The 25408-nt window shown below is 51.7% G+C and carries 23 protein-coding genes; 12 read left to right on the forward strand and 11 right to left on the reverse strand.

The features are described 5' to 3' along the window. Nucleotides 1-321 precede the first annotated feature (321 nt). From ACYVH9_RS17480 to ACYVH9_RS17495, 4 genes are all read right to left on the reverse strand, one after another. Nucleotides 322-1305 (reverse strand): DUF4886 domain-containing protein, encoded by a 984-nt coding sequence (locus ACYVH9_RS17480; protein WP_460637679.1) that lies wholly within the window; start codon nucleotides 1303-1305, stop codon nucleotides 322-324. A gap of 69 nt (nucleotides 1306-1374) precedes the next feature. Beyond that, nucleotides 1375-1737, reverse strand: coding sequence for a hypothetical protein (locus tag ACYVH9_RS17485; protein WP_460637680.1), 363 nt, complete (start codon nucleotides 1735-1737; stop codon nucleotides 1375-1377). Beyond that, nucleotides 1724-2200: a Panacea domain-containing protein gene (locus ACYVH9_RS17490; RefSeq protein WP_460637681.1), complete on the reverse strand. Its 477-nt coding sequence runs from the start codon at nucleotides 2198-2200 to the stop codon at nucleotides 1724-1726. The genes ACYVH9_RS17485 and ACYVH9_RS17490 overlap by 14 nt, the downstream gene beginning before the upstream one ends. A 142-nt stretch (nucleotides 2201-2342) precedes the next feature. Continuing rightward, nucleotides 2343-3584 carry a serine hydrolase domain-containing protein gene (locus ACYVH9_RS17495; protein WP_460637682.1) on the reverse strand — a complete coding sequence of 414 codons (1242 nt, stop codon included), beginning with the start codon at nucleotides 3582-3584 and terminating at the stop codon, nucleotides 2343-2345. Nucleotides 3585-3761: 177 nt separating this feature from the next. On the opposite strand from ACYVH9_RS17495, the gene ACYVH9_RS17500 reads away from it, so the two are divergent. Continuing rightward, nucleotides 3762-4589 carry a type III pantothenate kinase gene (locus tag ACYVH9_RS17500; protein ID WP_460637683.1) on the forward strand — a complete coding sequence of 276 codons (828 nt, stop codon included), beginning with the start codon at nucleotides 3762-3764 and terminating at the stop codon, nucleotides 4587-4589. Nucleotides 4590-4616: 27 nt separating this feature from the next. Here ACYVH9_RS17500 and ACYVH9_RS17505 read toward each other — a convergent pair whose 3' ends face one another. Both ACYVH9_RS17505 and ACYVH9_RS17510 read right to left on the reverse strand, forming a co-directional pair. Further along, nucleotides 4617-4790 carry a type II toxin-antitoxin system antitoxin gene (locus ACYVH9_RS17505; protein WP_460637684.1) on the reverse strand — a complete coding sequence of 58 codons (174 nt, stop codon included), beginning with the start codon at nucleotides 4788-4790 and terminating at the stop codon, nucleotides 4617-4619. A 78-nt stretch (nucleotides 4791-4868) separates the two neighbouring features. Further along, nucleotides 4869-5720, reverse strand: a complete 852-nt coding sequence (locus tag ACYVH9_RS17510; protein ID WP_460637685.1) for an SPFH domain-containing protein — start codon at nucleotides 5718-5720, stop codon at nucleotides 4869-4871. Nucleotides 5721-5911: 191 nt separating this feature from the next. On the opposite strand from ACYVH9_RS17510, the gene lysS reads away from it, so the two are divergent. Continuing rightward, nucleotides 5912-7642 (forward strand): lysine--tRNA ligase, encoded by a 1731-nt coding sequence (gene lysS / locus ACYVH9_RS17515; protein ID WP_460637686.1) that lies wholly within the window; start codon nucleotides 5912-5914, stop codon nucleotides 7640-7642. Nucleotides 7643-7645: 3 nt separating this feature from the next. Then, a complete protein-coding gene (locus ACYVH9_RS17520) occupies nucleotides 7646-8107 on the forward strand; it encodes a 3-oxoacyl-ACP synthase (protein ID WP_460637687.1) in 462 nt (153 codons plus the stop codon). Nucleotides 8108-8265: 158 nt separating this feature from the next. Here ACYVH9_RS17520 and ACYVH9_RS17525 read toward each other — a convergent pair whose 3' ends face one another. Beyond that, nucleotides 8266-8472, reverse strand: a complete 207-nt coding sequence (locus tag ACYVH9_RS17525; RefSeq protein ID WP_111626300.1) for a cold-shock protein — start codon at nucleotides 8470-8472, stop codon at nucleotides 8266-8268. 419 nt (nucleotides 8473-8891) lie between these two features. On the opposite strand from ACYVH9_RS17525, the gene ACYVH9_RS17530 reads away from it, so the two are divergent. Further along, entirely contained in the window at nucleotides 8892-9113 is a 222-nt protein-coding gene (locus ACYVH9_RS17530; protein WP_460637688.1) for a PspC domain-containing protein, read from the forward strand. 25 nt (nucleotides 9114-9138) lie between these two features. Here ACYVH9_RS17530 and ACYVH9_RS17535 read toward each other — a convergent pair whose 3' ends face one another. The 3 genes from ACYVH9_RS17535 to ACYVH9_RS17545 all read right to left on the reverse strand — a co-directional run bounded on the left by ACYVH9_RS17535 (nucleotide 9139) and on the right by ACYVH9_RS17545 (nucleotide 12631). Further along, the gene (locus ACYVH9_RS17535) at nucleotides 9139-10164 is read right to left on the reverse strand and encodes a glycosyltransferase family 2 protein (RefSeq protein WP_460637689.1); all 1026 of its coding nucleotides are present in this window, start codon (nucleotides 10162-10164) and stop codon (nucleotides 9139-9141) included. A gap of 3 nt (nucleotides 10165-10167) precedes the next feature. Beyond that, nucleotides 10168-10503, reverse strand: a complete 336-nt coding sequence (locus ACYVH9_RS17540) for a YbaB/EbfC family nucleoid-associated protein (RefSeq protein ID WP_460637690.1) — start codon at nucleotides 10501-10503, stop codon at nucleotides 10168-10170. 136 nt (nucleotides 10504-10639) lie between these two features. Then, a complete protein-coding gene (locus ACYVH9_RS17545; protein ID WP_460637691.1) occupies nucleotides 10640-12631 on the reverse strand; it encodes a T9SS type B sorting domain-containing protein in 1992 nt (663 codons plus the stop codon). 213 nt (nucleotides 12632-12844) lie between these two features. Here ACYVH9_RS17545 and ACYVH9_RS17550 point away from each other — a divergent pair, with 213 nt between their 5' ends. The 7 genes from ACYVH9_RS17550 (at nucleotide 12845) to ACYVH9_RS17580 (ending at nucleotide 19244) form a co-directional block, all read left to right on the forward strand. Then, nucleotides 12845-14092, forward strand: a complete 1248-nt coding sequence (locus tag ACYVH9_RS17550; RefSeq protein ID WP_460637692.1) for a bifunctional 3,4-dihydroxy-2-butanone-4-phosphate synthase/GTP cyclohydrolase II — start codon at nucleotides 12845-12847, stop codon at nucleotides 14090-14092. Between the two features lie 140 nt (nucleotides 14093-14232). Further along, entirely contained in the window at nucleotides 14233-15087 is an 855-nt protein-coding gene (locus tag ACYVH9_RS17555) for a hypothetical protein (protein ID WP_460637693.1), read from the forward strand. 160 nt (nucleotides 15088-15247) lie between these two features. Then, nucleotides 15248-15817, forward strand: coding sequence for an RNA polymerase sigma factor (locus ACYVH9_RS17560; protein ID WP_460637694.1), 570 nt, complete (start codon nucleotides 15248-15250; stop codon nucleotides 15815-15817). Continuing rightward, nucleotides 15789-17387 carry a hypothetical protein gene (locus tag ACYVH9_RS17565; protein ID WP_460637695.1) on the forward strand — a complete coding sequence of 533 codons (1599 nt, stop codon included), beginning with the start codon at nucleotides 15789-15791 and terminating at the stop codon, nucleotides 17385-17387. The genes ACYVH9_RS17560 and ACYVH9_RS17565 overlap by 29 nt, the downstream gene beginning before the upstream one ends. 77 nt (nucleotides 17388-17464) lie before the next feature. After that, nucleotides 17465-17935, forward strand: coding sequence for a QcrA and Rieske domain-containing protein (locus tag ACYVH9_RS17570; protein WP_460637696.1), 471 nt, complete (start codon nucleotides 17465-17467; stop codon nucleotides 17933-17935). Nucleotides 17936-17938: 3 nt separating this feature from the next. Then, nucleotides 17939-18634 carry a hypothetical protein gene (locus ACYVH9_RS17575; RefSeq protein WP_460637697.1) on the forward strand — a complete coding sequence of 232 codons (696 nt, stop codon included), beginning with the start codon at nucleotides 17939-17941 and terminating at the stop codon, nucleotides 18632-18634. Nucleotides 18635-18659: 25 nt separating this feature from the next. Then, a complete protein-coding gene (locus ACYVH9_RS17580) occupies nucleotides 18660-19244 on the forward strand; it encodes a YceI family protein (protein WP_460637698.1) in 585 nt (194 codons plus the stop codon). Between the two features lie 52 nt (nucleotides 19245-19296). Here ACYVH9_RS17580 and ACYVH9_RS17585 read toward each other — a convergent pair whose 3' ends face one another. Further along, nucleotides 19297-19902: a cytochrome c oxidase subunit 3 gene (locus tag ACYVH9_RS17585; RefSeq protein ID WP_460637699.1), complete on the reverse strand. Its 606-nt coding sequence runs from the start codon at nucleotides 19900-19902 to the stop codon at nucleotides 19297-19299. A gap of 437 nt (nucleotides 19903-20339) precedes the next feature. Here ACYVH9_RS17585 and ACYVH9_RS17590 point away from each other — a divergent pair. Further along, on the forward strand, nucleotides 20340-25408 hold a 5069-nt coding region (locus tag ACYVH9_RS17590; RefSeq protein WP_460637700.1), incomplete at its 3' end, for a putative Ig domain-containing protein.

A 25408-nucleotide genomic window follows, 5' to 3' on the forward strand; every position in this document is an offset into this window, starting at 1 on the left:
ACGACAAAGAATACGTTACAAACAACCGTTCCTGTATACGTTCATCAAATAGAAAACTTCCTATTTAAACGTATAAAGACTACTCCATAAACGTATATAACAACATTAATTCTATCCTTTAGATAAACACGTAGAAAAACGACAAAAAAAAACCAGCTTTATGCCGGTTTTGGAGTAAACTCCTGACGCTTACAATTACTGCTCAAAAAGGAAGTAAAGTGCGCGAATCGCAGGAAGAAGAGAATCCAAAGAAAGAACTTCCTATCTTGAAGCGCCATCAACCGGATAATAAATCATTAGAATAATACAACAACCCTAAGCTTACTTAGCTGCTCTACCTGGCTGTGGCTCCGCCATCTTAACCGTTGACCAGGCAGTTTTTCGTAACTGAGCCGCAAAATCAATGGCCACCGATTCGGGCTTGAATTGTAGTTGGGCCGGGGATTCGTTGAAGAGAAAACCGTACCAGACCAGTGACCCCAAATAACAACCAGCCTCATTGGCGTGGTGCGAATCGAAAGCCAGTTTCTCTTTATCCCATTGATAGCCAATGTGGAGCGAATGATCCTGCTTAGGTAAGTTGGGAGACTGGGCTTTGCTGGCATCGAACGAATTATCCCGGCGATAGGCCCACTTACGGTCCGAGCTCATCCGCCAGAACGCATCACCCGTAGGAATAACCGTCGTATTCAACTCACGGGCAATGGTTTGATAAGCTGCCCGTGACTTTTCCCACATCTCCTTTTCACTTTGGGCCAGCGTTTCGCCCGCCACTTTGCCAAAACCGTCAGCATCGGAGCGGTAAGCCCAGGTTTGATGAAAGACAATTCGGGCATTCGGCTGAATTTTTTTGATGTAGTCATACAATTTTCTGGCGTAGGGCCGATACGTTTCCACATCACCGGATAGCATAGAATACTGCTGTAATGTAACAACATCCCAGTTTCCTTCCGACAGCAACATTTTCAACGACTTCCCCTTATACGCCCGGCCTTTCGGATCTTCCGGATTGGCTTCGGCCGCTTCCGCAATCTCCCAGTGCCGTTGTAGAGAACAACCGCCCAGTTCGGCACGACCAATGATTAATTCATGCCCGGCTTCTGCGCTCAATTGGGGTAAATAGCGGGCGGCATTGCCAGAAAAACTATTGCCAATAATAAATAGCCGCACGGATTGCTTTTTGCCCTTATTTCCCGCAGCAACGGGTGATCCGGGATGAGCAACCGCCGTGCTGTCAATGAAAACAAGCAGAAGAAAAGTAATACTTGCCGCTAGGGCGCGAAACCGGGAAATGCATAAGTTCATTGTAATGCGTATAAATAAGCTGTTGATGCCGAAAAAAGCCCTCTGGAGGCTTTTTATACTGGCAAAAGGTCATTTTCCTGGAAACAAATACTTGGTTACAATGACGAAAAAAGCCGTTACGTTGACCGTTGTAGAACCAATCAGAGCGATGGTTACGGCCTGCGGAATATCCAGATAATGCAGTCCCTCGGCGATGATAATGCCCAGAATAACCACCAGCCACATCACCACCATCCAGAAAATCCATTGAGCAAATTTTTTCCGTTCCTGAATATCCTGAGCCAGGCCCAACAGCCTCGTCCGCCGTTCCTCTTTGTCGTACTGTTCGAATTCACTGCGGGAAAGTTCGCTGTTCAGCGGGTTGTGCGACGACGACTCGATGAGCTTCCGAAAGTTTTCCTTCGTTTTAGCACTGTCTTCACTCTCCGACATCCCGTCTGATAATTTCGGTGAAATATTCTTTGATCAACTCGTTGTCGATGGGTTCCAGTTCAATCGCTCCACTATCACCGCGACTGACCGACTGGTACCAGGGCGATCCTTCCACGTGGGTCCAGTTAGAAAGCTGAATTGCGCTGTAATCTTTAGCAATATCCCAGGCAAAATTAATGGAATCCTGCGCCTGCGGATCCAGGTCTTCGTCCCACTCGCCGGTCGGAATGGGTGTTGTGATCGGATTATTCCCAAACCGCTTGAAGCGCGTGTATACATCCGGAATAACCGGCCCATACGACCACGCCTGTACTTTTTCGGCAATCAACGGTTTTTCGTGCCGGGCCAGATGCAGGCCGTGCGCCATATAGATGAGCTTTTGTAGCTTCATCGGTGTCAGCGGACGGCCTTCGGCGATGCCTTTGTTAATAAATTGTCTGGCAATGAGCAATGCCGGGTACATAAGTTCGTATCTATTGTTTACTGAATAAGCTGCTGTCGCCCATGCTCCTCGTAACTAACGGCGAAACAATCCTCACATCTCCTGAAAATCAATAGGTAAAGATACAACGAACGGCGCTAATTTGCCACTTCCTACCCCTGAATCAATGCGGCTCCGGATGCTCCAGGCTAACGGCTCCTGCCGCCTTTCGACCGGTTTTCATGGCACGCGCCTGTGTATAGGCCCGACTCAGATAGTACACAATATCGGTGCCGTCGTCGCTCGGAAAATAACCGCGTGTACCGTGCAGCGCATTGACAAACAAAACCGCCGTTATGTCGTTGGGAAATTTCATCCAGATCGTCCTGACGCCCTGATAGTGAGCCAGCCGTAGGTACCACCAGCCATCGTGGTAGCGAATCGGTCCGTCCGGCACGGTTCCCGAAAAATGAGCCAGCCCATTGGCAAACAGGGTATCTTTCCAGGCCGTACTCAACACCCGCTGATCATCGGTTGACAAAACCGTTGCGAATAATTTTCCGGCTTCCGTGGGCGTCAGGTACCAACCGTAAGCCCCAACGGTATTGGTAAAATTACCCGGATTCCAGCCCGTGATACTGGTCGACGGATACGAGTAAGCGTAAGTCGGATCACCCACCGGTTGGTTGGCCACGGCATGCGTGATTCCTACATTCTCAAAGACATTTTTCTGTACGTAGTCAATGTACAGCTGCTGGGTTTGCGCATCGTCGACGCTGTCGTCACCGGTAAACGGATACCCCAGAATGCCCGGAATCAGAACGCGAAATAGTCCGAAATTCGCGTTCTGGTAGCAATAATTTCCCCAGTTGGTCTGCACGATGCCTTTCTGAATCAGTTGCTGAAAACCCGACCAGATGTTTTCCAAATAGGCTCCATTGACACAATTGTTGCCCATCCCGATAATTCCACTGCGGTGGGTCAGCAAATCCCGGAACGTAATTCGGTCCACGTTGGGACCTTTAACCCAGGCTGGCGGCAGGTACGGCATAATTTTATCCGTCGTTCTGAGGCCTTTCTGAGCTGCCAAATGCAGAAACGCCATCGTCGTAACGGTTTTGCTCATGCTGGCAATGTGGATTTTGGTATCCAGTGTAAACGGTTTTTCTCCTTCCAACTCCGTGGTCCGCGATTTCAATCCGCCACGGCCCGTCGCCCGCACCTCGCCTTTTTCCAGAATCACAAAACCGTACCCAATCTTTTTGGTCTTCAACGAATCGTTGAGGGCCTGGCCAAAGTAATCAAACCACGTCAACGATTCGGTGGGTGGCAGTTCATCATTAAACTTTCCGCAGCCATTCACTGCCCAGCCCAACGCCACGATCAGGCCGATCATCGTAACCCGTTGAATTCTTTCGCGAAACATCCCTGCAGGGTTTAAAAGCGGTGCTCAAAATTAGCGGACAACAGGAATCGAGCAACAAAAACGCCGGATTTGTAACAGAGCCCTCCCCACTACGCTACACGATTTGCCCATTGAGTTGATTTTCAAACCGCTCTTTCGTGCTATCTTTGCGCCTTTTACTGATTTACTTATATCCCTATGCTCCTCGCCGTCGACGCAGGCAATTCCGATACGGTTTTTGGTTTATACGATCAGCAGCAATGGCGGCACGTCTGGCGGACGCGCTCCCTACTCGAAGAACCGATGGCCTTTCACATCACCGACCGGCAGGTTGGCGACACGGAGGCTGTTCCGGCGGAACGGGATCGTTACGAAAGGCTGCTCCGGCTGTGGCTGATGGAAGCTGCTATTCCGCTCAATGCGATCAAGCTGGTTGTGATCAGTAGCGTTGTCCCCGAGTTGACCCCAACCTTACGCGCCACACTCTCCCGGCTCTTTGGACAGGAGCCGATTGTTGTAGGACCGGCGATTTACCAAACCTTGCCACTCCAGATTTTACGGCCTTACGCAATCGGTACCGACCTGGTTTCCAACGCTCTGGCTGCCCATCTGCGTTACCGAAAAAATTGTGTCGTCGTTGATTTTGGTACCGCGCTGACTTTCACTACGGTTTCCGGCGAAGGCCAGATGCTCGGCGTTGCCATTGCACCAGGATTAAAAACCGCCGTTCGTTCCCTGTTTTCCACCACGGCTCAACTTCCCGAAGTGCCGCTTGTCTCGCCCGAATCGGCTTTAGGAACCAGTACGGCACACGCCATTCAGGCTGGCGTGGTACTGGGCTATGAAGGCTTAGTTCGGTCGTTGATTCAACGCATCCGGGCCGAGTTGAAGGGCGAGTGTCTGGCCGTGGCCACCGGCGGCATGGCATCGGCAATTCCGTCACTGAGCACCGATTTTGTGGAGATTGTTCCGAACCTTACCCTGGACGGGATTCGGGAAATTGGCCTGCGTGCCCAGGGGCATTGATCCGGTCTCCCGGTGGCAGTTGGACGATTATTCCTTTTTTTTGTCGGCGTCCGACTCTTTCTTCCGTTTTTTCAACGCTTCATGGAGGATAAACTCAATTTGCCCGTTCACGCTTCGAAATTCCTCCTGCGCCCAGCGCTCGAGCTCTTTCAGCATTTCGGGATTAACTCGTAAAACAAAAGCTTTTTTCTCCGCAGCCATTTTTTCAGTGAAGAGTTAAAAGTGAAGAATAACTACCGCAGGTCCTTAGCACTTTTAACTCTTCTTCATTATTAACTTTTAATTGTACAGAGTGCCCGTGTTGACGACAGGGTTGACGGATTTTTCGCCACAGAGCACCACGAGCAAGTTGCTCACCATGGCCGCTTTGCGTTCTTCATCGAGCGCAACGACCTCTTTTTCAGCCAGCCGCGCCAGCGCCATTTCCACCATGCCAACCGCTCCTTCCACAATCTGCTTCCGGGCCGACACTACCGCCGTAGCCTGCTGACGCTGCAACATGGCCCCGGCAATTTCGGGTGCATACGCCAGGTGGCTAATCCGGGCTTCAATAACATCAACCCCTGCGCGGGCCAGTCGTTCGTTTAACTCCTGTTCCAGCAAAAGATTAATCTGACCTGTGCTATCGCGAAGGGTAACCGTAGCATCTTCATCTTCCATGCTATCGTAAGAACACGTGCTGGCCAAATGCCGAACGGCTGCCTCCGACTGAATCTGAACGAACAAGGTGTAATCGTCCACCTCGAATAGCGCCTTGGCACTGTCGGCTACCTGCCAGACTACCACTGCCGCAATTTCGATAGGATTTCCCATTTTATCATTCACCTTGAGGGTTTGGCCATTCAGGTTGCGGGCCCGAAGGCTGATTTTCCGCCGGTTGTAAAACGGATTCGCCCAGCGAAGACCGGTTTGTCGCATCGTTCCGGTGTAATCACCAAAAAACGTAGTAACCACCCCTTCTTTAGGGTTGATCACAACAAGACCGCTCATGATGGCAACAGAAACAAGAAAGGCAATGACACCGAGTGCAATGGCACCGGAGACAAAACCGTAGCCGGAAACACCCAGTAAAATGACGGCTATCAGTAACAGAATGTAACCGGATGTGGAGGTAAGGGGTTTTTCAGTCATGATGGTTGATATTATTTTGATATCACAATACTAGCAAATCTTTTAATTCGATACCAGCGTATTTTGGATCATCGGCAAAAAAATACCGGTAATGCGTTCATAATCCGGATAAAGTAATCGGTTTCAATCGCCTTCATCCGTGAAATCCGTGCTTCGATCCCCTATATTTGCAAATTCTTTTTTAATTCAAGATGATACTGAGCGAACAGGAGATCAACCGGCGCAACAAGCGCGAAGAACTCATGCGGATGGGCATCGACCCGTATCCCGCCGAATTATTTGAAGTTAACGTCACGGCGGCCGACATTCATAAAAACTACGAACGCAACAAAACCGACTATAAAAGCATCTCGGTCGCTGGCCGACTGATGGGCTTCCGCATCATGGGTTCGGCTTCTTTCGCCGAAATGCAGGATGCCACAGGCCGGATTCAGCTATATTTCCGGCGCGACGATCTCTGCCCTGGTGAAGACAAGACGCTGTACAATACGGTTTTCAAGAAATTACTGGATATCGGCGACATCATTGGCGTCAAAGGGTATGTTTTTACCACCCAGACCGGTGAAATTTCCATCCATGTGCAGGAATTCAAACTGCTCACCAAATCACTACGGCCCTTGCCTGTTGTGAAGGAAGTGGTGGATGAACAGGGCAATAAACAAACGTATGACGCTTTCTCCGATCCGGAGCAGCGCTACCGCCAGCGGTACGTCGACCTGATCGTGAATCCGGACGTTCGGAAAACCTTTGTCCAACGGACGCAACTGGTCAATTCGATCCGGACCTTCCTGGCCAACCACGGGTACCTGGAAGTAGAAACTCCAATTCTGCAACCCATTCACGGGGGTGCAGCCGCCCGGCCTTTCCGGACCCACCACAACACGCTCGACATGACGCTGTATCTGCGGATTGCTAACGAGCTGTATTTGAAAAGGCTGATTGTAGGCGGCTACGACGGGGTTTTCGAGTTTGCCAAGGATTTCCGCAACGAAGGCATGAGCCGGTTCCACAATCCGGAATTTACACAGGTTGAGTTGTACGTTGCCTACAAAGACTACAACTGGATGATGGATCTGATTGAGGAGATGGTTGAGAAAATCGCGCTGGACCTGCACGGAAAAACTGAGCTGCCGGTCGGCGACAAAATCATCAACTTCCAGCGCCCCTGGAAACGGTTCACGATGTTTGAAGCGATTCAGGAATACACCGGCGTTGACGTGTCGGCGATGGGCGAAGATGAACTCCGCGCGGTGGCCGAAAGCCGGGGCATTCAAACCGATAGCACGATGGGCAAATCCAAACTCATCGATGAACTGTTTGGCGAAGCCGTCGAACCGAATCTGATCCAACCAACTTTTATCACGGATTATCCGGTTGAGATGTCGCCGTTGACCAAAAAACACCGGGATAAACCGGGGCTGGTCGAACGCTTTGAGGCCATTTGCAACGGAAAGGAGATTGCCAACGCTTATTCGGAGCTTAACGATCCGCTCGACCAGCGTGCCCGGTTTGAGGAACAACTGGAGCTGGCTAAGCGCGGGGATGAAGAGGCTATGGCGATGGACGAAGATTTTCTGCGGGCGCTTGAATATGGTATGCCGCCAACGGCCGGCGTCGGCCTGGGTATCGACCGGCTGGCGATGATTATGACCAATCAGCCGTCCATTCAGGATGTGCTGTTCTTTCCGCAGATGCGGCCCGAAAAAAAGCTGGAGCTTTCCACCGAAGCTGACTTTGAGCAACTGGGTATTCCAGCGGCCTGGGTACCGGCGTTACAGAAAATGGGGTATCAGCACGTCAACCAGCTGAACGGTGCCAATGCCAACAAGATTTTTAACGATCTGGGCGGTATGCGCAAGAAGCTGAAGCTGGATGTAGCAATGCCGACGCTGGATCAGGTTAAAAACTGGACGGGCCAATAAGCCATGACGGATTACGCTACGGTAAAGCCGCTTCTTTTCGAGCGTTGCGAGCAGTACGTCACCCAACGCATTGAAACCGCCAAAACCGCGATGGAGGCTGCGCAGGCAGCGGCTAACGAGGAGTCAAAAAGCAGTGCGGGCGATAAATACGAAACAGGGCGGGCTATGGCACAGATTGAACGTGACCGGCACGCCCAGCTACTGGCCGAAGCACTCAAGCTCCAGCAGGAACTGGCCCGGATTGATGCCGGTAAAGTTTACGAAAGTGTTCAGCCCGGTAGCTTGGTGATCACCAACCAGGGAGCGTATTTTATTGCAATCAGCGCCGGAAAACTGACTATCGATCAGCGCGACTATTTTGCGGTTTCAGCAGCTTCGCCCATTGGCATTCAGTTAAACCGTAAACAAGTGAACGACGAAGTTCTTTTCAACGGAAAACCGATCCAAATCATAGCTGTTAGTTAGCACAGACAAGTTTAGAGAAGCGTGGATCGATAAGCGGGGTCAGTCAGCCAGGTTCATCCGTTCTTACCTCTTGTTTATCCGCGTTTTCTCTTAGCAGACATCATAAAAAAAACCCCGGTGAAATACCGGGGTTTTTATGTTTTTGAAGAAATCATTGATTAGTATGACCCTTCCAATTTTTTCACTTTCACGGCATTAAGGCCTTTTTTACCTTCGATTACTTCGAAAGAGACCCGGTCTGTTTCCCGAATAGTCGTGCCATTCAGACCAGTAATGTGGACGAAAATGTCACGGTTCGTATCATCTTCGACGATAAATCCGTAGCCTTTGCTCTCGTTAAAAAATTTGACAACACCTGTTTGCATAAAACTTAAAAAATTAAAAATAAAACATTACTGAACTGGAGTATTCTTAACAAAAGTCTTCAAACAGGTTCCAGGTTAACATACGAAAGCGGTACGGATGGAACTGGCCGTCTATGCATTGACTTTGTTGAATAGCAAAATATCTTAATTTTTATAAGACAACGCCTTAGTAAACACAAAGTAACAAAAATTGTTACTAATTTTTAAATAATTTTCCGCGAAAAATAATTGGCTTATTTCTCGACTTAATTATACAAAAGAATCTTTTCCTGCTTAACTAGGGAAAACATTTTGGCAGGAGAATTGTTGATACAATTTGTTGAACGTATATTTGATTATCAAACAAGCCGCATCAGCGGATTTGACCCAAAACGTTACCCCTTTGCGGGCATGTACTGATTATCAGGAATATTACCACGATGAATAAGCTTAGGTATTTCGTCGAAAGTCAGGCATTTGGCGTTTGCACCCGGTTGGGCGAGAAAATGAACATTTCCGCCAGCAGCATTCGCCTGTACTTTATTTATACATCCTGTCTTACGTTGGGTTCTCCGGTTGTTCTATACCTGATTCTGGCGTTTTGGATGGAGATGCGAAAACACCTCCGGCGCCACCATCATCCAACCGTCTGGGAACTTTAATTCCGTTCGCACCCACTTTCTAGCCTTACTCCCAGCGCTGAAGCTTTTGAAATATTTTTCGGCCCTTGCCAAAGTATTGCCAAATAATGCTGTGCGGATAAATCTCCGGATGGGTAATGCGGTTACAACGTAAATCGGCGAGTGCGTTCCGTTGTCGGCGAAGAAATGGAATCCAGCCGTAAAAAGCAAAATGTGCCCGGATAATGGCCAGCGTATCCCGCCATTGCCCCCCCAACAGCAACCGTAAGCCCGATATACCGTCCAGCACCAGCCGAATAAAGATATTGAGAAATACGTGGTTGGCGGGTAGGTTCTTGTACAACATCGCCAGATTATTCCGGTAATTCAGAAACGTTTTTCGCGGATTGGATTTGTGGAGCGTGCCGCCCCCAACGTGAAAAACCGTCGATTCCGGGCAGTACCAGATTTGATAACCGGCATTTTTGGCCCGCCAGCACCAGTCGATTTCTTCCATGTGGGCAAAAAAGCGCGGATCAAAACCGTCGAGCTGGTGAAAAACATCGGCACGGACCAGCATACACGCCCCGGTTGCCCAGAAGATTTGGCGAGTATCATCGTATTGCCCTTGATCAATTTCTACGGTATCAAAAATCCGTCCCCGGCAAAAGGGATAACCTAAGTAGTCGATATACCCCCCCGCTGCTCCCGCATATTCAAACAAGTGGGGCGTTGTGTAGGCCCGGATTTTGGGCTGGCAGGCAGCAATCTGCGCATTCTGCTCCAGCAGGCGCTGCAGCGGCAACAACCAGCCCGGGCTAACCTCCACATCAGAGTTGAGCAGCAAATAATAACGAGCTTCGATTTCCTTCAGTGCGGCATTGTACCCCCCCGCATACCCTAAATTGACCGGCAACTGAACCAGCCGAACTTCCGGAAATTTTTCTTTAACAAAGGCAACGGATGAATCCGTTGAGCAATTATCAGCCACATAAACCGGGCACCCCGCCGAATGCAACAGCACGGACGGTAAAAACCGCTCCAGAAATGATTTGCCGTTATAATTCAGGATAACAATGGCAACCTGATCCATGCCTTACGACATCATACTGCCCAGGTCGAAACCGGGAATGTTGGGCAATAATCCTTCGGTTGCTTTCTGAAGGTGCTCTTTGATTTTGGGTTCTACATTTTCGAGGGCCTTGTTGGTAGCCGCTACCACCAGATCCTGCAACATTTCACGCTCTTCGGGCTTCACCAAATCCGGATCAATTTCCAGTTTGATGATTTGCTTAAGGCCATTGACCGTTACCCGGACCATGCCAGCACCTGATTCTCCTGAGTCGGTAATGGTGTTCAGGCTAGCCTGCGCATCTTTCATGCGAGACTGAAACTCCTTCACTTTACCGAACATATCCATCATATTGAACATAGCGTACGAAAAAAGAAATTGAGAAAAAGAACAGGGAAAGCCAACCACACCATAGCGTTGACGAAACAAAGGTAGCAATGAATGCAAAACACCTTCGGCTTTCGCCTTTTCTTTTGTCTATTGCCGCTCTCTGTGTCTATCGAATGAGTAACACGGAGCCGGTCTTTTCTGTTTTCAAACCAGCCTGATCAACGGTCGTAATCCGGTAGGCGTAGCTTCCGGGCGGAGCGGGCTGACCGCCAATGGCTCCATCCCAGCCCTCACGGTTTTCGCTCCGGAAGACGACTTCGCCCCAGCGGTTATAAACCGTTAGATGGATGGATTCGATGTAGGTGCTGCCTTTCACTTCCAGCAGGTCGTTCACGCCATCCCCATTGGGCGAGAATGCATCGGGCACAAAAATCCGGGGTGCCTGGGCAAATGTGTAGAAATTGGAGTAACTGATCGCTCCGGACTTCGATACGGCTTTGACCCGGAACCGGAACCGTTGGGTATCAGGATCATTCTGCGTAGGCCGGTACGAAGTTTGGGTTCCCACCGGAACCTCCTCCCAAACGGCCCCGCTATCATCTATTTTCTCGATCACGTACCGATCAATTTCCTCGTCAGCGAAGGGCGAAGCGGCCGTCCAGTTGATGGTCGAAGCAGCTTGTGAGCCAAGATGAATTGTACAGACGGTTTTGGATGCCTCCGACGAGACGCCACAGGCATTCTGGTAAACCACCTGATAGCAGTACGACTGTTGCTGAGGCTGCACCCCACCGTCCTGGTGTATGTTGCGGCTCTGTTCTTCACCGGTTGGCTCGAACCCTCCGCCCCCCTGCCGGAAAACCAGCATCTTATAACTCGGATTCACTGACGTAGGAACGGGTGGCAAGCCTCGTAGATCAACGCGGTTGTCGCCGTTTACCGTCACCTGAACCGTCGAAAAAGGCGGTGGTGCTTCCGATAAACGGGCCGTGACACAGAGCCGATCCGAAACCACCTCGACCGGCCCGGCCTGGGCCGTTACCTGGTAGCAGTATTCTTCGTTACACGTTAGGCCTTCCGAATCGTTCACGGAGGTTGTACCCGGACTGGTAATGGTTTGGAGCACCGCATCGTTTCTAGAAACCGTGTACTGCTGAAAAGCGGGTAAATTTCCCGGCGAAGTCCAGACAATTTCGTTCTGCTTTTCCCGTGCTTCCACTTCCAGACCGATGCTGCACACTTCGTTGGATTCAAATTTTTGGCCGCAGGCATCCTGTGAGATCACCTTGAAACAAGTCGGATGCGCTGTGATATTAGTAATCACTAATGTTCCATTGCCAACTCGGGAGATAGAGGTGGGCGTGAATACTCCCGAGGCATCTTTCTGGTGTAGCACTACGGTTTGTTTCCCTCCTGCCTGCACCTGCAAAGTCACCGTATTCCCGCTCGTTGCAAGTCGGGTAATAACCGGATTTACAAATTCTGTGCTTAGCATGGGCGTGACCTGCTGAGAAGAACCCCCTCCACAGCTAATCCCCTGGTAAACACCAGACACCTTAATCTGATACGTTGATCTGGTTTGATAAACGTGCGTAATGTTTGCCAGTGCGCTTTTGGGAATAGTTTCAACAGCGCTGCCATCGTTCCAGTCAATGGTAAACTGTTCATACTGATTCGCCACTGCATCGTTCACAATATCAACGATGACTTTCATATCTGCACAACTATAAGCCCGGAAATTCGGCGCTGTAGCATCCAGGACCTCGATTTCCTGGCAGGCAACGGAACCGGTATTGACACTTCCGATTTGAAGAATCTTGTATTTACCCGGTCGTTCATACTTATATGTTACGTCTGCAATACCGGTTTTGGCCGCCACGGGGTCCCCTCCCTTGTAATCATAGACGTACAGAAAAATGTTGTCCGGACTGTTGGTGGTATTCTTAACGGTAACAGTGAATGGAGCACATCCTTTCAACCCAGATACGGAAAAACCGCCTTTTGCGGCTGCGGCTGGTGGATTCGCACACCAATCACTAACATTTGTTTGAGCAAACGCATCAAAAAACACACCAAAAAAGGCACCCATCAGCAAAACCCATACCTGATACCTGACGAACCCCATTGAACCGGCGGACCATTTCCTGATAACTCTCACAGAAGGTATACGTTTTCGTAGCTCCAATCAATATTTTTGATAAAACGTCTGAAACACAAATTTAGCGTACCGAACGTATCTTTGCAGAACAATGTTCTTGAAGACGTGAGGGAAAAGACAAGAGAAAAAAGAGGAACCCGTACGGCGCAATCCCGGCAACTGGTCTTTTATCTCACATTTCTTGTCTAGGATCTCAAGTCATTACGCTATATGATGAGCAATAATAATACCAATCCCGGTATTCGTCTGGATCGCATCGAAGACGCGATCCAGGACATTCGCGACGGGAAAATTATCATCGTCGTTGACGACGAAGACCGGGAAAACGAGGGCGATATGATCTGCGCGGCAGAAAAAATCACGCCCGAAATGGTAAATTTCATGATCCGGGAAGCCCGGGGACTGATGTGCGCCCCGTTGACCGAAGCCCGCTGCCACGAGCTGGGGCTGGAAATGATGGTTGGCAACAACACCTCGGTGCATACCACTCCGTTTACGGTTTCGGTGGATCTGCTGGGCCACGGCTGTACCACGGGCATCTCAGCCAGCGATCGCTCCAAAACCATTCGCGCCCTGGTTGATCCGGAAACTCAGCCCGAAGACCTGGGTCGTCCCGGCCATATTTTCCCGCTGCGGGCTGTGGATGGTGGTGTCATCCGCCGGGCCGGTCATACCGAAGCAGCCGTTGATTTTGCGCACCTGGCCGGTTTGCAACCCGCCGGGGTCTTGATCGAAGTGCTGAGTGAAGACGGCACCATGGCCCGGTTGCCGCAGTTGCGCGAAATGGCCGATAAATTCGGCATGAAGCTGGTCAGCATTCAGGATTTGATTGAATACCGTCTGCAGCAGGAAAGCCTGATCCGGCGCGAAATTGGGGTACAAATGCCCACCGAATACGGTAATTTCGAACTGATTGCCTACAAGCAGATCAACACCGACGATACGCATCTGGCCCTCATCAAAGGAACCTGGGAGAAGAACGAACCCGTGCTGGTGCGTGTCCATTCCTCCTGCGTAACGGGCGACATCTTCGGCTCGTGCCGCTGCGATTGTGGGGAACAGCTCCATGCGGCTATGCAGATGGTGGAACAGGAAGGCAAGGGTATTGTCCTGTACATGTTTCAGGAAGGGCGGGGCATTGGCTTGATTAATAAACTGAAAGCCTACAAGTTACAGGAGATGGGCCGCGATACCGTCGAGGCTAATCTGGAACTGGGGCTACCGATGGACGCCCGGGATTACGGCGTTGGCGCGCAGATTCTGCGGGATTTGGGCATTACCAAGCTCCGGCTGATTTCCAATAACCCGAAGAAACGGGCGGGCCTGATGGGCTACGGTCTGGAAATCGTCGAAACCGTCCCCATCGACATTCATCCCAATCCGCATAACGAAACGTATCTGCGTACCAAACGCGATAAAATGGGGCATATCCTCAAGCATTTTACCGATCAGGTCGGTTAATTTCCTACATTTCACCGCAAGCCCGTCGCACAGGACGGGCTTTTTTTTTGCCCGCACGCAACCCTTTTTTTCGCTTCGCCGTACTGGTCTCGAATCGATTCACAGGACGCGTCGTAATTCTAACCTTTTTATCTATACTTATGAAAACCAAATGGATTGCGACTCCTGTGGTCGCCCTGATGCTTATTGCCGCCGGACTCAGTCAGTCCTGCAACAACACGTCGGATGACACACCACCCGCTGCCGAACCCGCCATCAACCTGACCAGCACATCGCTGGGCAACGTGATGACCGATGAAACCGGTCGGACGCTGTATTTTTTCTCCAATGATTACGACAGCACTGGCACCTCCACCTGCTCTGGCAACTGCCTGACCAATTGGCCGGTTTTTTACCGCGAAAACCCTAAGCTGGCGTCGGGGCTGAATGCCGCCGATTTCGGGACCATTACCCGGGCCGACGGCGCAAAACAAAGTACGTACAAAGGCTGGCCGCTATACTATTTTAAGGATGATGTGGCAAAGGGCGATGTAAAAGGGGAAAACGCGAGCAACATCTGGTTTGTGGCCAAACCCAATTACTCGATTATGATGGCCAGTGCCCAGTTGGTCGGGCATAACGGCAAGTCGTATACCGCTGACTACAAAGAAGGTACCGGAAAAACTATTTACTTTACGGATGGTCAGGGCCGAACCTTGTACGCTTTTCGGAACGATAAGAAAAATAAGAATAACTTTACAAAAGCTGATTTGAGCAATAACGCCGTCTGGCCGATGTTCGAAGAAACCCTAAAGGAAGTGCCATCCACGCTGGATAAAAGCCTCTTTGGATCGATTACGGTGGCGGGTCGTCAGCAACTGACCTACAAAGGCTGGCCGCTGTATTTCTTTCAGCAGGATAACGGAAAACGGGGACTCAACAAAGGAATCAGTTTTCCGCAACCCGGCGTCTGGCCGATTGTCAATAAAGACACGCCGGAAGCTCCTACGTCCTGAGCGAACACGGTTTTCAGTGGGTAGTTTCTCAATCGTTCTGTCCTTGTACCAACCTATATTCCACCATGAGAGCTGCCCACTGAAAATTGTCGATCATCTTTTGGCCACCGGACGCAACCCCCGGGCGCCGATTCGCGTATTGACGATTGAAAACCGACGTATGACCGTTCCCTCCCCAGATATCGCCGGACTGTTACAGGAATGCCAGCGTGGCAACCGCCGAAGCCAGGAGCAGCTTTACCGGCAGTTCTATGGCTATGCGATGGGAATTTGTTTGCGGTATTCATACAATCGGGAAGAAGCCGTGGAAATTTTGAACGACGGCTTTATGAAGGTGTTTACGCGGTCGGACCAATACCGCCCGGAGGTACCGTTCAAGATGTGGCTGCGCCGGATCATGATCAACACCGCCCTGGATTATTACCGGCACAACCTGAAACACCGTTACCACGAAGACATAGATCAGGCGATTCAGTTGCCGGACGTGGATGCCAATGCCGTCGAGCAATTGAGCCACGAGGAATTGATGGAAGTGGTGCAGTTGTTGACACCCGCTTACCGGATGGTGTTCAATCTGTACGCTATCGACGGTTTTTCGCACGATGAAATTGCGGGGCAACTAAACATTTCGGTGGGCACCTCCAAATCAAACCTGGCGCGTGCCCGTGAACAATTGAAACAATTACTAATCCGTAGATACCATGGCGAGTTTGCAAGAACTTCCCGATGACGAACTGGACAAGCTCTTCCGGTCGTCAGCCGAGGAGTTTGAGCCGCCTTACAATCCAGATGACTGGACCCACCTGCGCCGACGTCTCGACGACGACGATCTGTCGCGGTTTTTCGACCGGTTGATTTACTGGGGGTTGCCGCTTTTGCTGCTGGTACTAAGCGCGGTTTCCATCCTGGCACCCGCCATTGAAGTGGGTTCGGCAGTGCAGACTGTAGCGAACCAACCCAAGCCGTACGCGCATCACGAAACAGGCACGCCAGCAACACGATCACAGGAGTTACCAACGGTTTCACCTGCTACCAGGGCTGAGCATTCTGAAACCACTCCATCAACCGAAACCGGAACATCGACCCGTTCAGAGGCTGGAAAAGTAGAACAGAACGATACCGAAACCATCACGGAGAATACACCAACGAAAAGAAACGTTGTCCAACCAGAAACCGCTCGGGACATTTCCGCCAATTTACTGCGGTCGCGCAACGAACGGACCGAGTCGGCCACAAGCCCCCACTCGGCGAGTCGTTCGCTACCGAAAACCCAGCTGACGGCCCGGCCAGAGGCAAGAACAAAGGCAGGTGGTAGTTCGGCCCGAAGACCGGTTTTAGGAAAAACCGCCCTATCGGCTACAACGCGAAACCACCAGAATGTTGCCGAAGGTACTGATTTTCCGACGGATGCGGGCATAGCCCCAAACCGGACGGAACAACCGAATGCGGGTTCGACAGTTCCACCCCCTGATGGTGACGGCCATAGCAACAATCCATTGTCTGCCCGACCGAATTCCGAACCAACAGTGACGACCACCACGCCCCTTGAATTGTCGGGCAAGTTTGTTGATATCAGCGCCCGGGCTCCGCAATCGCCCGCACTACCGGCCCTGCCCGAGCCCGAATTGCGGCCTGTGATCAATGCGCCCGAAACGGCAGCACCGTTGATTCCGGTGGTGGGTTATCCGGCCCTTTCAATTCGCGTGGTGGCCGCTCCCAATCGGAACTTTGTGGGCAACAGCCGCCAGGGGGCCAATGATCTGAGCCTGGGTATTCTGGCTGAATACCGGTTTTTACGCCGGTTTACAATTCAGAGCGGGGTCATCCGATCCGTCAAAAAATACACGGCTCCTGCGTCTGAATACACCATGCCAGACACCATTGCCAAACACTGGTACGGCCCTTATTATGAAAGTGTTGGGGCCATTTGCCGGATTCTTGACATTCCGGTCAATCTGCGGTACGATGTGCTTCTGAACGATCGGCGACGGTGGTTTATCAATGCCGGCGTTTCGTCGTACATTATGCAGCAAGAAACCTATGTTTACAATTATCCACCAGGTACAAAACCGTCGACTCAACAGAAATACAAGGGCTGGAGTGGCAAAACCGGTTTACACCCGTTCAGTCATATCAATTTTTCCGTCGGCTACGAGCGCAATTTCCGGCCCGACGGTTTTTTACGCCGGGTGTCCTGGCAAGTAGAACCTTTTCTAAAAAAACCGTTATCTGATCTGGGTTACGGCAAAATCCGGCTCCGCAGCGCGGGCGTCTTTTTCTCGTTACGTTATCGGCTTTGACCACACTTTTTCAGGAACCAGAACCGTTTAGCCTAAACAATGTAGCTACATTTATTCACAACCAACTCACTATTTTTATGGAAACCAATCAGCAAGAACCCATCAAACGAAGCGAATTTTTACGGAGCCTGGGATTGAGCAGCGCGGCTTTGATGGCCTTTTACTGCATGGGTACGCTTACTTCCTGTTCGAAAGATACCGACGAACCCGACCCGGATCCGGGCGCCGGAACTGGTGTTGATTTCACGCTGGACTTAACCAGCAATGACTATAAAGCCCTGCAGACCATCGGCGGTTTTGCGTACAAAGATGATGTTCTGGTTGCGCGGGTGAAAAACGGCAACTACATCGCCCTGTCGAAAATCTGCACGCACCAGGCCTCCACCGTAACCTACCGCTCGGCCAGCGACGATGTTTACTGCGCCACCCACGGTTCTGAATACACCACGGCGGGCGTGGTGAAAGTGCCCGCCCAATCAGGACAGCGAAACTTGACCCAATTTAAAACGACCCTGACGGGCACAAATTTGCGTGTAACTCAAAGCTAGTGTATGAAGTATCTCTCGATTGTTTGCCTGCTACTGTCGTGTTACCTGCCGCTCCGGGCTCAGGACTCGACCCGTGTCAAAACGACCGCTCCGGCCGACACCCTGATCACCCCGACCAGCGACGCCAACGACCTGCTGGCCGAGCTGACAGACAGTACAGCAGATGCTCAGGAGTTGCTGCCCAAAAAAATCATTTTCACGCAGCGGGCCTTCTGGGGAACCAAAGGCCTGCTGCGGCTCACGAATCTCGCGCCACTGACCCCCGAAGGCCGGGAGAAAGAGCTGAAAATCCGGCGGACCATGCTGGTCAGCCACCAGGTGCTGGGGTTTGCAACACTGGCCGGATTTGTGGCGCAGGGCATTCTGGGTTCGAGGCTATATAACGCCAAGGGAGCCGACTATATCCGAATCAAAAATCAGCACGAAACGATGGCAACGATCATCAATTACACGTACGGAGCCACGGCGCTGCTGTCGCTGACAGCCCCGCCCAAACTGCCAACCAGCAGCACCCGGCGCGGTTTCAGTTCGATTCAGCTTCACAAGTACCTGGCGGTTGTTCACCTGGCCGGGATGGTGGCCACCAATGTGCTGGCGCGCCAGGTCTCCGAGAACGCCAGCCTAAAACCGTATCACCGCGCAGCCGCCTATACCACCTTTGCGTCATTTGCAGCTGCCATTGTAGCCATCAAATTTTAACAGTAGCCAAACAAACACACCTGCTATGAAGACGCTCCTTTCAACTTCCCGACTGGCGGGCTGTATTTTGCTCGTCGGTGCAGGATTGGTGGCCTTTCACCAACCCAACTCCGCGCCCGCTAAACGGAAACTAGTGGCCGATCGCAGCAAATCTACGATCACCTACGCCATGAGCCATCCGATGCACAGTTTTGAAGGTGTAAGCCGCGATGTGGCCTGCGTAATCGTCATCGACGATGCCAACAAGATTGAAAGTGTGGCCGCAGCGGCTAAAGTATCCAGCTTCGATAGTGACAATACCAACCGTGACTCCCACGCCCTGGAAACGCTGGAAGCTTTAAAATACCCGAAGGTCACGTTTGCCAGCAGCAGCGTTCAGCAGGAAGGTAGCAATCTGACGGTCAAAGGTGATCTGACTTTTCACGGAATTACCAAACCGGTAGTCATTCAGGCTACTCGGCAGGATAGCAACGGCCAAATAACCGTCAAAGGTGATTTCGAGGTGAAATTATCCGATTACAAGATTGAAAAACCGTCGTTGATGATGGTACCGGTGAACGAAGAATTGAAACTCAAACTACAGTTGGTTTTTAAGGATACCAACTCTTGAAAACTGTTCCCGCTGGAGCAAAATACCTGCCGGGCGATTCAGCGGGATTGTTTCACAAACCGTGGTTGTAGAGCAAAAACAGGAAAACGTATAGCCATAGAACGTCTACAAAATGCCAGTACAGCGTAAACAGTTTTAGCTTTAGCCGATTGGGTGGATTGACGCTGTACACAAAGGCTTCCACATACGATAGCCGACGTATGATTTCGGCAAACGCGATACCCAGAAAAATCAATCCGATCACAATGTGAAGCAGGTGGAGCCCCGATAGGAGAAACAGAAAACTGCTGGATGGATTGGTTTGCAGGTAAACTCCTCTCATCATTAGTTGCCGCCAGCCCAGCACCTGCAAAATCACAAACAGAACGCCCAGAAAGAGCGTGGTACCCAGGTAGATCCGGTATTGCGGGAACCGTTCGTGCCGGAAAGCCAGGTTGGCAATATGCAAGGTCAGACTGCTGGCCAGCATAACGCCCGTACTGGCCATGAAGACCGTTGGCAGTGTAATGGTACGCCAGTCGCCCCCCATCCTTCGCACAATATAGGCAACCAGCAACACGGTAAACAGAAGAACGCTCCCGACCATGCACAACCAGAGGATAAAGCGCTTGGGCTCCCGACGACGCGTAATAAAGTTTTTCTTGCGACGGGATTCCATTGGGCAATACGGACGGGGTTAGAAGGTTTGTTTGCCAAACGCAAACGATCCTAAAATGGTTTGGTGCGTCAGCAGTTGTGAAAAAAATAATATTCCGACAAGCAGCCTATTGAAAAAAACGCAAAAAAAAATATAAAAAAATGTCAGTTGTTCTTTTACCGTTAAATCATTTCCCACACTCATGAAAAGACCTTTATTTAGCCATATAAGATCCGTTTTAGCTCGCAATTCAGGCAAAAAATAGCAGATTTACCGGTTTTTGGGGTCCAACCGGACGCTAAGATATGGGAACTGGAGGTTTTGCGGCCCAGTTTTTGTTAATTATCTTTCCCGAAATTAAGATTCTCCTATTCTATCGCTCTGACTTAAGTCGCTACCAGTGTTCACTAAATCACCCCTCTATGCTCAATTCCTTTACTTCACGTACGTGTGCTGTTATGGTATTGTCCTTATTCCTATCCTTGATAGGCTACGGACAAGTGGGAGTCAATATGGAAGACAAGGATTATATCAATTCTGTTACCCCCGCCCCTAATCCCGCCGTCTCTTTTAAATCAGCAACCAGCATCGTCTTCGACAACGCCGGTAACTTATACGTAGCCTGCCGCTACGGATTGGTTTACCGGGTCAAACGCGGAGAAACCAAAGCAACCGTTATTCTGGACATTCAGGAAGAAGTAGCTGGCTACGGCGACCACGGTTTGCTTGGTCTTACGTTGGACCGCGATTTCCTGAACAACAATCGCATGTACATCTACTACGTAGTTGACATGTATTGGTACGATAACTTCGGCAAACCCGGTTATGACCCCAACCGATCTGCGGAAGAGGGTGCTACCATTGGGCGACTCGTTCGCTATACCCTGAATCCGGGTAACGAACATCGGGTCGATCCCGGCAGCCGTAAGATTCTGCTGGGCGAAACCCTCGAAAACGGGATACCGATCATCACGCTTTCGCACGCGGGAGGTGGGCTTGCCACCGGCGCAGACGGTAGTATTTTGCTGGGATCAGGCGATGCCTCCAGCTTCATTGATGTGGACGTTGGTTGCGATGGAACGACCTGGTATCGTCAGGCTATCGACCGGAAAATCATCAAAACCATCCCTTCCGAAGGTTACGGCGGGTGTGGCGTTTACGATAAAAATAAGATTACGGAAAATATCGGAGCCTACAAGGCCCAGGCTCTCTTTTCCCTTTGCGGCAAGGTCTTGCGTATCAACCCGGAAACGGGAGATGGTTACCCTTCCAACCCGTTCTACAAGGGCAGCGGCTCCAATCTGAAAGACCCCCAGAACCTCATTTATGCTCTCGGTTTCCGCCAAGTGTTTAAGCTCTCTGTGCGGCCCCGCACGGGAGACCCTAACCCGGCCAACGGAAATCCGGGTGTTCTGTACATTGGCGATGTAGGTTTCTCGTTCTGGGAAGAGCTCGATGTGGTAACGGCACCCGGTCAGAATTTTGGCTGGCCTTATTACGAAGGCCACGCAAGAGGTCGTGAAGGCTATTGGAGAACCGAAGTCTTCAAACCGGCTGTCCATACAAAACCCCGCATTCAATACCGCGAAGAACGGAACACCGAAATTCTGAATGGAGAAACCGTTACGAGCTCAAATACACGCCCGCTGGAGGGAAACTGTATTGTAGGCGGTGTCTGGCACGAAGGGGGCGGTAATTACCCCAAAGAATTTCAGGATACGTATTATTTCGGTGATTACGGCAGTGGCTGGATCGCCGGGGCCCGTTTCGGTCACGACGAAAATCCCGAGGCCAACGGTCTTTTTAAAATGGCGAACAAAATAACCATTACGCCATTTTCCGAGCGACTTGTAGGCTTTGCGTTCAATCCGTACGACCGCAACATGTACTACGTCACCCTCGGTGAAAAGTCGTTGGTCCGCCAGATTGCCTTTACCACCAACCAGCCGCCAACGGCTGTCATTACGCAGGATAAGACCTACGGCAACAGCCCTTTGTCGATTAATTTTTCGGCCAGAGACTCTTTTGACCCGGAAGGCACACCCCTGTCATACGAATGGAATTTCGGCGACGGCAGTTCGAAAAGCACCGTCATGAATCCTCCCACCAAGGTTTTTACCAACGGGGGGCAGCGGTCCTACAACGTCACCCTCACCGTAAAGGATGGTCAGGGGAAAAGCCACACCACCACGTCCGTTATTTCCATCAATAATACTCCACCAACGGTTCAGTCAACTTCGGTAGATGGCTACACGCAGATTAGTCTGCCACAAACCATCAATCTGAATGCAACGGCTTCGGACGCCCAAACGCCCGAGAATCAGTTGAAATACCAATGGACGGTTTATCTGTACCATAATGATCACCGGCACGCGGTATCCATTATCAATGGCAAGAGCGGTTCCGTGAATTTGACGGAAGGAAGTTGCGGCAGTGATGCCAGTTATTGGTACGGCATGGAGTTGGCAGTTACCGATAACGGAGGACTGACAACCACCTACAACAAATACATTTACCTGACCTGTTCGGGACAGCAGCAAACCATCACCTTCGACCCTATCACCGACAAAGCCCCGAACGCTCCGGCCTTCAGGCCCCCAGTCTCGGTTTCGTCAGGTTTGCCAATTTCCTTATTTGTGGTCGACGGTCCGGCAACCATTGAAAACGGCCAAGTGAAACTAACGGGTGGTATGGGCCGTGTAACGGTCCGGGCTACGCAGCACGGCAATGGCCAATATAAGTACGCCGAACCCGTGGAACGGTCGTTTATGGTTACCAACAGCGCACCGTCGGGGCCGGATACTCAACCGCCTTCGGCCCCCACTGGTCTGACAGCTTCCAACATTACCCAGACGTCAATCCAACTGAACTGGAATGCCTCTTCGGATAACGTGGGTGTAACGGGGTACGATGTCTACCAGAACGGTAACAAAATCAATTCCAACATCATCACCGCTACGACCTTTGCAGTTACGGGGCTGACACCTAACACCACTTATTCTTTTGCAGTAGTGGCTCGGGACGCAGCGATGAATACCTCCGGCAACAGCAATACGGCAACGGCCAAAACGCTTGAAACGCCTACAGGTAATCAGCCGCCCGTGGCTCCTACGGCTTCTCCTCTGACGGCCACGGTCAATGTCGCTTACAGCATGAGCTTGCCGGTGTTCACCGATCCGAATAACGATCCGCTCACCTACACGCTGACGGGACTGCCCGGTGGGCTGACTTTCAACGCAGGCAACCGGACTATCACGGGCACGCCCACTCAGCAGGGCAGTTTCAACCTGACGTATTCGGCCAATGATGGATCAAACAAAACCGACCTTACGATTGTCCTAACCGTCGAAACAGGTGGAGGACCCGTTGTTACGGGCAGCTTTGAAGGTTATCTGGATGTAGCTAATTGCAACACGATTTCAGGCTGGGCCTGGGACGCTGACAAACCCAACACCCCCATCACCATCGAGTTCCTAGCTGCCACTGGCAATAATCCTCCCTTAACCAGCGCCACCGCTTTTGGGACAACCCTAGCCGATATCTACCGGCCCGACTTGCAAACCGCCGGCAAAGGCAACGGAGCTCACGGTTATACCTTGATTGTGCCTGAGAGCATCAAGACCAACCAGCAGCAAACCATCTGGGGGCGGGTGCAGGGTTCTACCTACGTGTTGCTATGGTCACCCAAAACCCTGACTTGTCAGGGAACGGGAGTCCCCACCAACCAGCCCCCGGTGGCCCCCACGGTTTCGGCACTGACGGCTACTCTCAACACCGCCTTCAGCCAAACGCTGCCCGTGTTCACTGATGCCAACAACGATCCGCTGACCTACTCGCTGACGGGCTTACCCAGTGGGCTGAGCTTCGATGCGGGTAACCGCACTATCTTAGGTACGCCCACTCAGACGGGCAGCTTCAACCTGAGCTACGCAGCCACCGATGGCAAAAGTGCCGCCGTGTCTACTACGATTCTGCTGACGGTGGGTAGCCCCACCCCAGGCAACCAACCCCCTGTGGCCCCCACGGTGTCGGCACTGACGGCTACTCTCAACACCGCCTTCAGCCAAACACTGCCCGTGTTCACCGATGCCAACAACGATCCGCTGACCTACTCGCTGACGGGACTGCCCAGTGGACTGAGCTTCGATGCGGGCAACCGCAGTATCTCGGGCACACCCACCCAGACGGGCAGCTTCAATCTGAGCTATGCGGCCACCGATGGCAAGAGTGCCGCCGTGTCTACTACGATTCTGATGACGGTAGCAACAGGCGGAAGTACCAATCCCGCCCCGGTTCCTCCGGCCATTTCAGCCTTATCAGCTACGATTAGTGTCGCCTACAACAATCAATTACCGATCTTCACCGATCCGAATAACGACCCGCTCACGTACTCGCTGACGGGACTGCCCAGTGGGCTGACTTTCAACGCAGGAAACCGGACTATCACGGGAACTCCGACTCAATCGGGGAGCTTTAATCTGACGTATTCGGCCAGTGATGGGACGAACAAAACTGATCTGCCCATAACATTGACCGTTGGAACAGGCGGGGGCCCCGTTGTTACGGGCAGCTTTGAAGGTTATCTGGATGTTGTCAACTGCAACACGATTTCAGGCTGGGCCTGGGACGCCGACAAACCCAACACCCCCATCACCCTTGAATTTTTAGCCGCTACCGGCAGCAACCCACCCCTGACCAGCGCCACCGCTTTTGGGACAACCGTAGCCGATATCTACCGCACGGATTTACAAGCCGCCGGCAAAGGCAATGGAGCTCACGGTTATACCTTGATTGTGCCTGAGAGCATCAAGACCAACCAGCAGCAAACCATCTGGGGGCGGGTGCAGGGATCCACCTATGTGTTGCTATGGTCACCCAAAACCCTGACTTGTCAGGGAACAGGAGTCCCCACCAATCAGCCCCCGGTAGCCCCCACGGTGTCGGCACTGACGGCTACTCTCAACACCGCCTTCAGCCAAACACTGCCCGTGTTCACCGACGCCAACAACGATCCGCTGATCTACTCGCTGACGGGCTTACCCAGTGGACTGAGCTTCGATGCGGGTAACCGCACTATCTTAGGTACGCCCACTCAGACGGGCAGCTTCAACCTGAGCTACGCAGCCACCGATGGCAAGAGTGCCCCCGTCACCACCACCCTTATGCTGACGGTGGGTAGCCCCACACCGGGCAATCAGCCCCCGGTGGCTCCCACGGTGTCGGCACTGACGGCCACGGTCAACTCGGCCTTCAGCCAAACGCTGCCCGTGTTCACTGATGCCAACAACGATCCGCTGACCTACTCGCTGACGGGACTGCCCAGTGGACTGAGCTTCGATGCGGGTAACCGCACCATCGCGGGCACACCTACTCAGACGGGCAGCTTCAACCTGAGCTACGCAGCCACCGATGGCAAGAGTGCCCCCGTGTCCACCACCGTCCTGTTGACGGTCGGTACCAGTGGCGGTCCTGTGGTGACGGGCAGCTTTGAAGGCTACCTCGATGGGGTCAACTGCACTACGATTTC

The sequence above is a fragment of the Larkinella harenae genome (assembly GCF_054780515.1).

Bases quoted from the DNA above. Each gene is read 5' to 3' on its own strand.
- ACYVH9_RS17480 (WP_460637679.1), bottom strand. From the start codon at position 1,305: ATGAACTTATGCATTTCCCGGTTTCGCGCCCTAGCGGCAAGTATTACT.
- ACYVH9_RS17485 (WP_460637680.1), bottom strand. From the start codon at position 1,737: ATGTCGGAGAGTGAAGACAGTGCTAAAACGAAGGAAAACTTTCGGAAG.
- ACYVH9_RS17490 (WP_460637681.1), bottom strand. From the start codon at position 2,200: ATGTACCCGGCATTGCTCATTGCCAGACAATTTATTAACAAAGGCATC.
- ACYVH9_RS17495 (WP_460637682.1), bottom strand. From the start codon at position 3,584: ATGTTTCGCGAAAGAATTCAACGGGTTACGATGATCGGCCTGATCGTG.
- ACYVH9_RS17500 (WP_460637683.1), top strand. From the start codon at position 3,762: ATGCTCCTCGCCGTCGACGCAGGCAATTCCGATACGGTTTTTGGTTTA.
- ACYVH9_RS17505 (WP_460637684.1), bottom strand. From the start codon at position 4,790: ATGGCTGCGGAGAAAAAAGCTTTTGTTTTACGAGTTAATCCCGAAATG.
- ACYVH9_RS17510 (WP_460637685.1), bottom strand. From the start codon at position 5,720: ATGACTGAAAAACCCCTTACCTCCACATCCGGTTACATTCTGTTACTG.
- lysS (WP_460637686.1), top strand. From the start codon at position 5,912: ATGATACTGAGCGAACAGGAGATCAACCGGCGCAACAAGCGCGAAGAA.
- ACYVH9_RS17520 (WP_460637687.1), top strand. From the start codon at position 7,646: ATGACGGATTACGCTACGGTAAAGCCGCTTCTTTTCGAGCGTTGCGAG.
- ACYVH9_RS17525 (WP_111626300.1), bottom strand. From the start codon at position 8,472: ATGCAAACAGGTGTTGTCAAATTTTTTAACGAGAGCAAAGGCTACGGA.
- ACYVH9_RS17530 (WP_460637688.1), top strand. From the start codon at position 8,892: ATGAATAAGCTTAGGTATTTCGTCGAAAGTCAGGCATTTGGCGTTTGC.
- ACYVH9_RS17535 (WP_460637689.1), bottom strand. From the start codon at position 10,164: ATGGATCAGGTTGCCATTGTTATCCTGAATTATAACGGCAAATCATTT.
- ACYVH9_RS17540 (WP_460637690.1), bottom strand. From the start codon at position 10,503: ATGTTCAATATGATGGATATGTTCGGTAAAGTGAAGGAGTTTCAGTCT.
- ACYVH9_RS17550 (WP_460637692.1), top strand. From the start codon at position 12,845: ATGAGCAATAATAATACCAATCCCGGTATTCGTCTGGATCGCATCGAA.
- ACYVH9_RS17555 (WP_460637693.1), top strand. From the start codon at position 14,233: ATGAAAACCAAATGGATTGCGACTCCTGTGGTCGCCCTGATGCTTATT.
- ACYVH9_RS17560 (WP_460637694.1), top strand. From the start codon at position 15,248: ATGACCGTTCCCTCCCCAGATATCGCCGGACTGTTACAGGAATGCCAG.
- ACYVH9_RS17565 (WP_460637695.1), top strand. From the start codon at position 15,789: ATGGCGAGTTTGCAAGAACTTCCCGATGACGAACTGGACAAGCTCTTC.
- ACYVH9_RS17570 (WP_460637696.1), top strand. From the start codon at position 17,465: ATGGAAACCAATCAGCAAGAACCCATCAAACGAAGCGAATTTTTACGG.
- ACYVH9_RS17575 (WP_460637697.1), top strand. From the start codon at position 17,939: ATGAAGTATCTCTCGATTGTTTGCCTGCTACTGTCGTGTTACCTGCCG.
- ACYVH9_RS17580 (WP_460637698.1), top strand. From the start codon at position 18,660: ATGAAGACGCTCCTTTCAACTTCCCGACTGGCGGGCTGTATTTTGCTC.
- ACYVH9_RS17585 (WP_460637699.1), bottom strand. From the start codon at position 19,902: ATGGAATCCCGTCGCAAGAAAAACTTTATTACGCGTCGTCGGGAGCCC.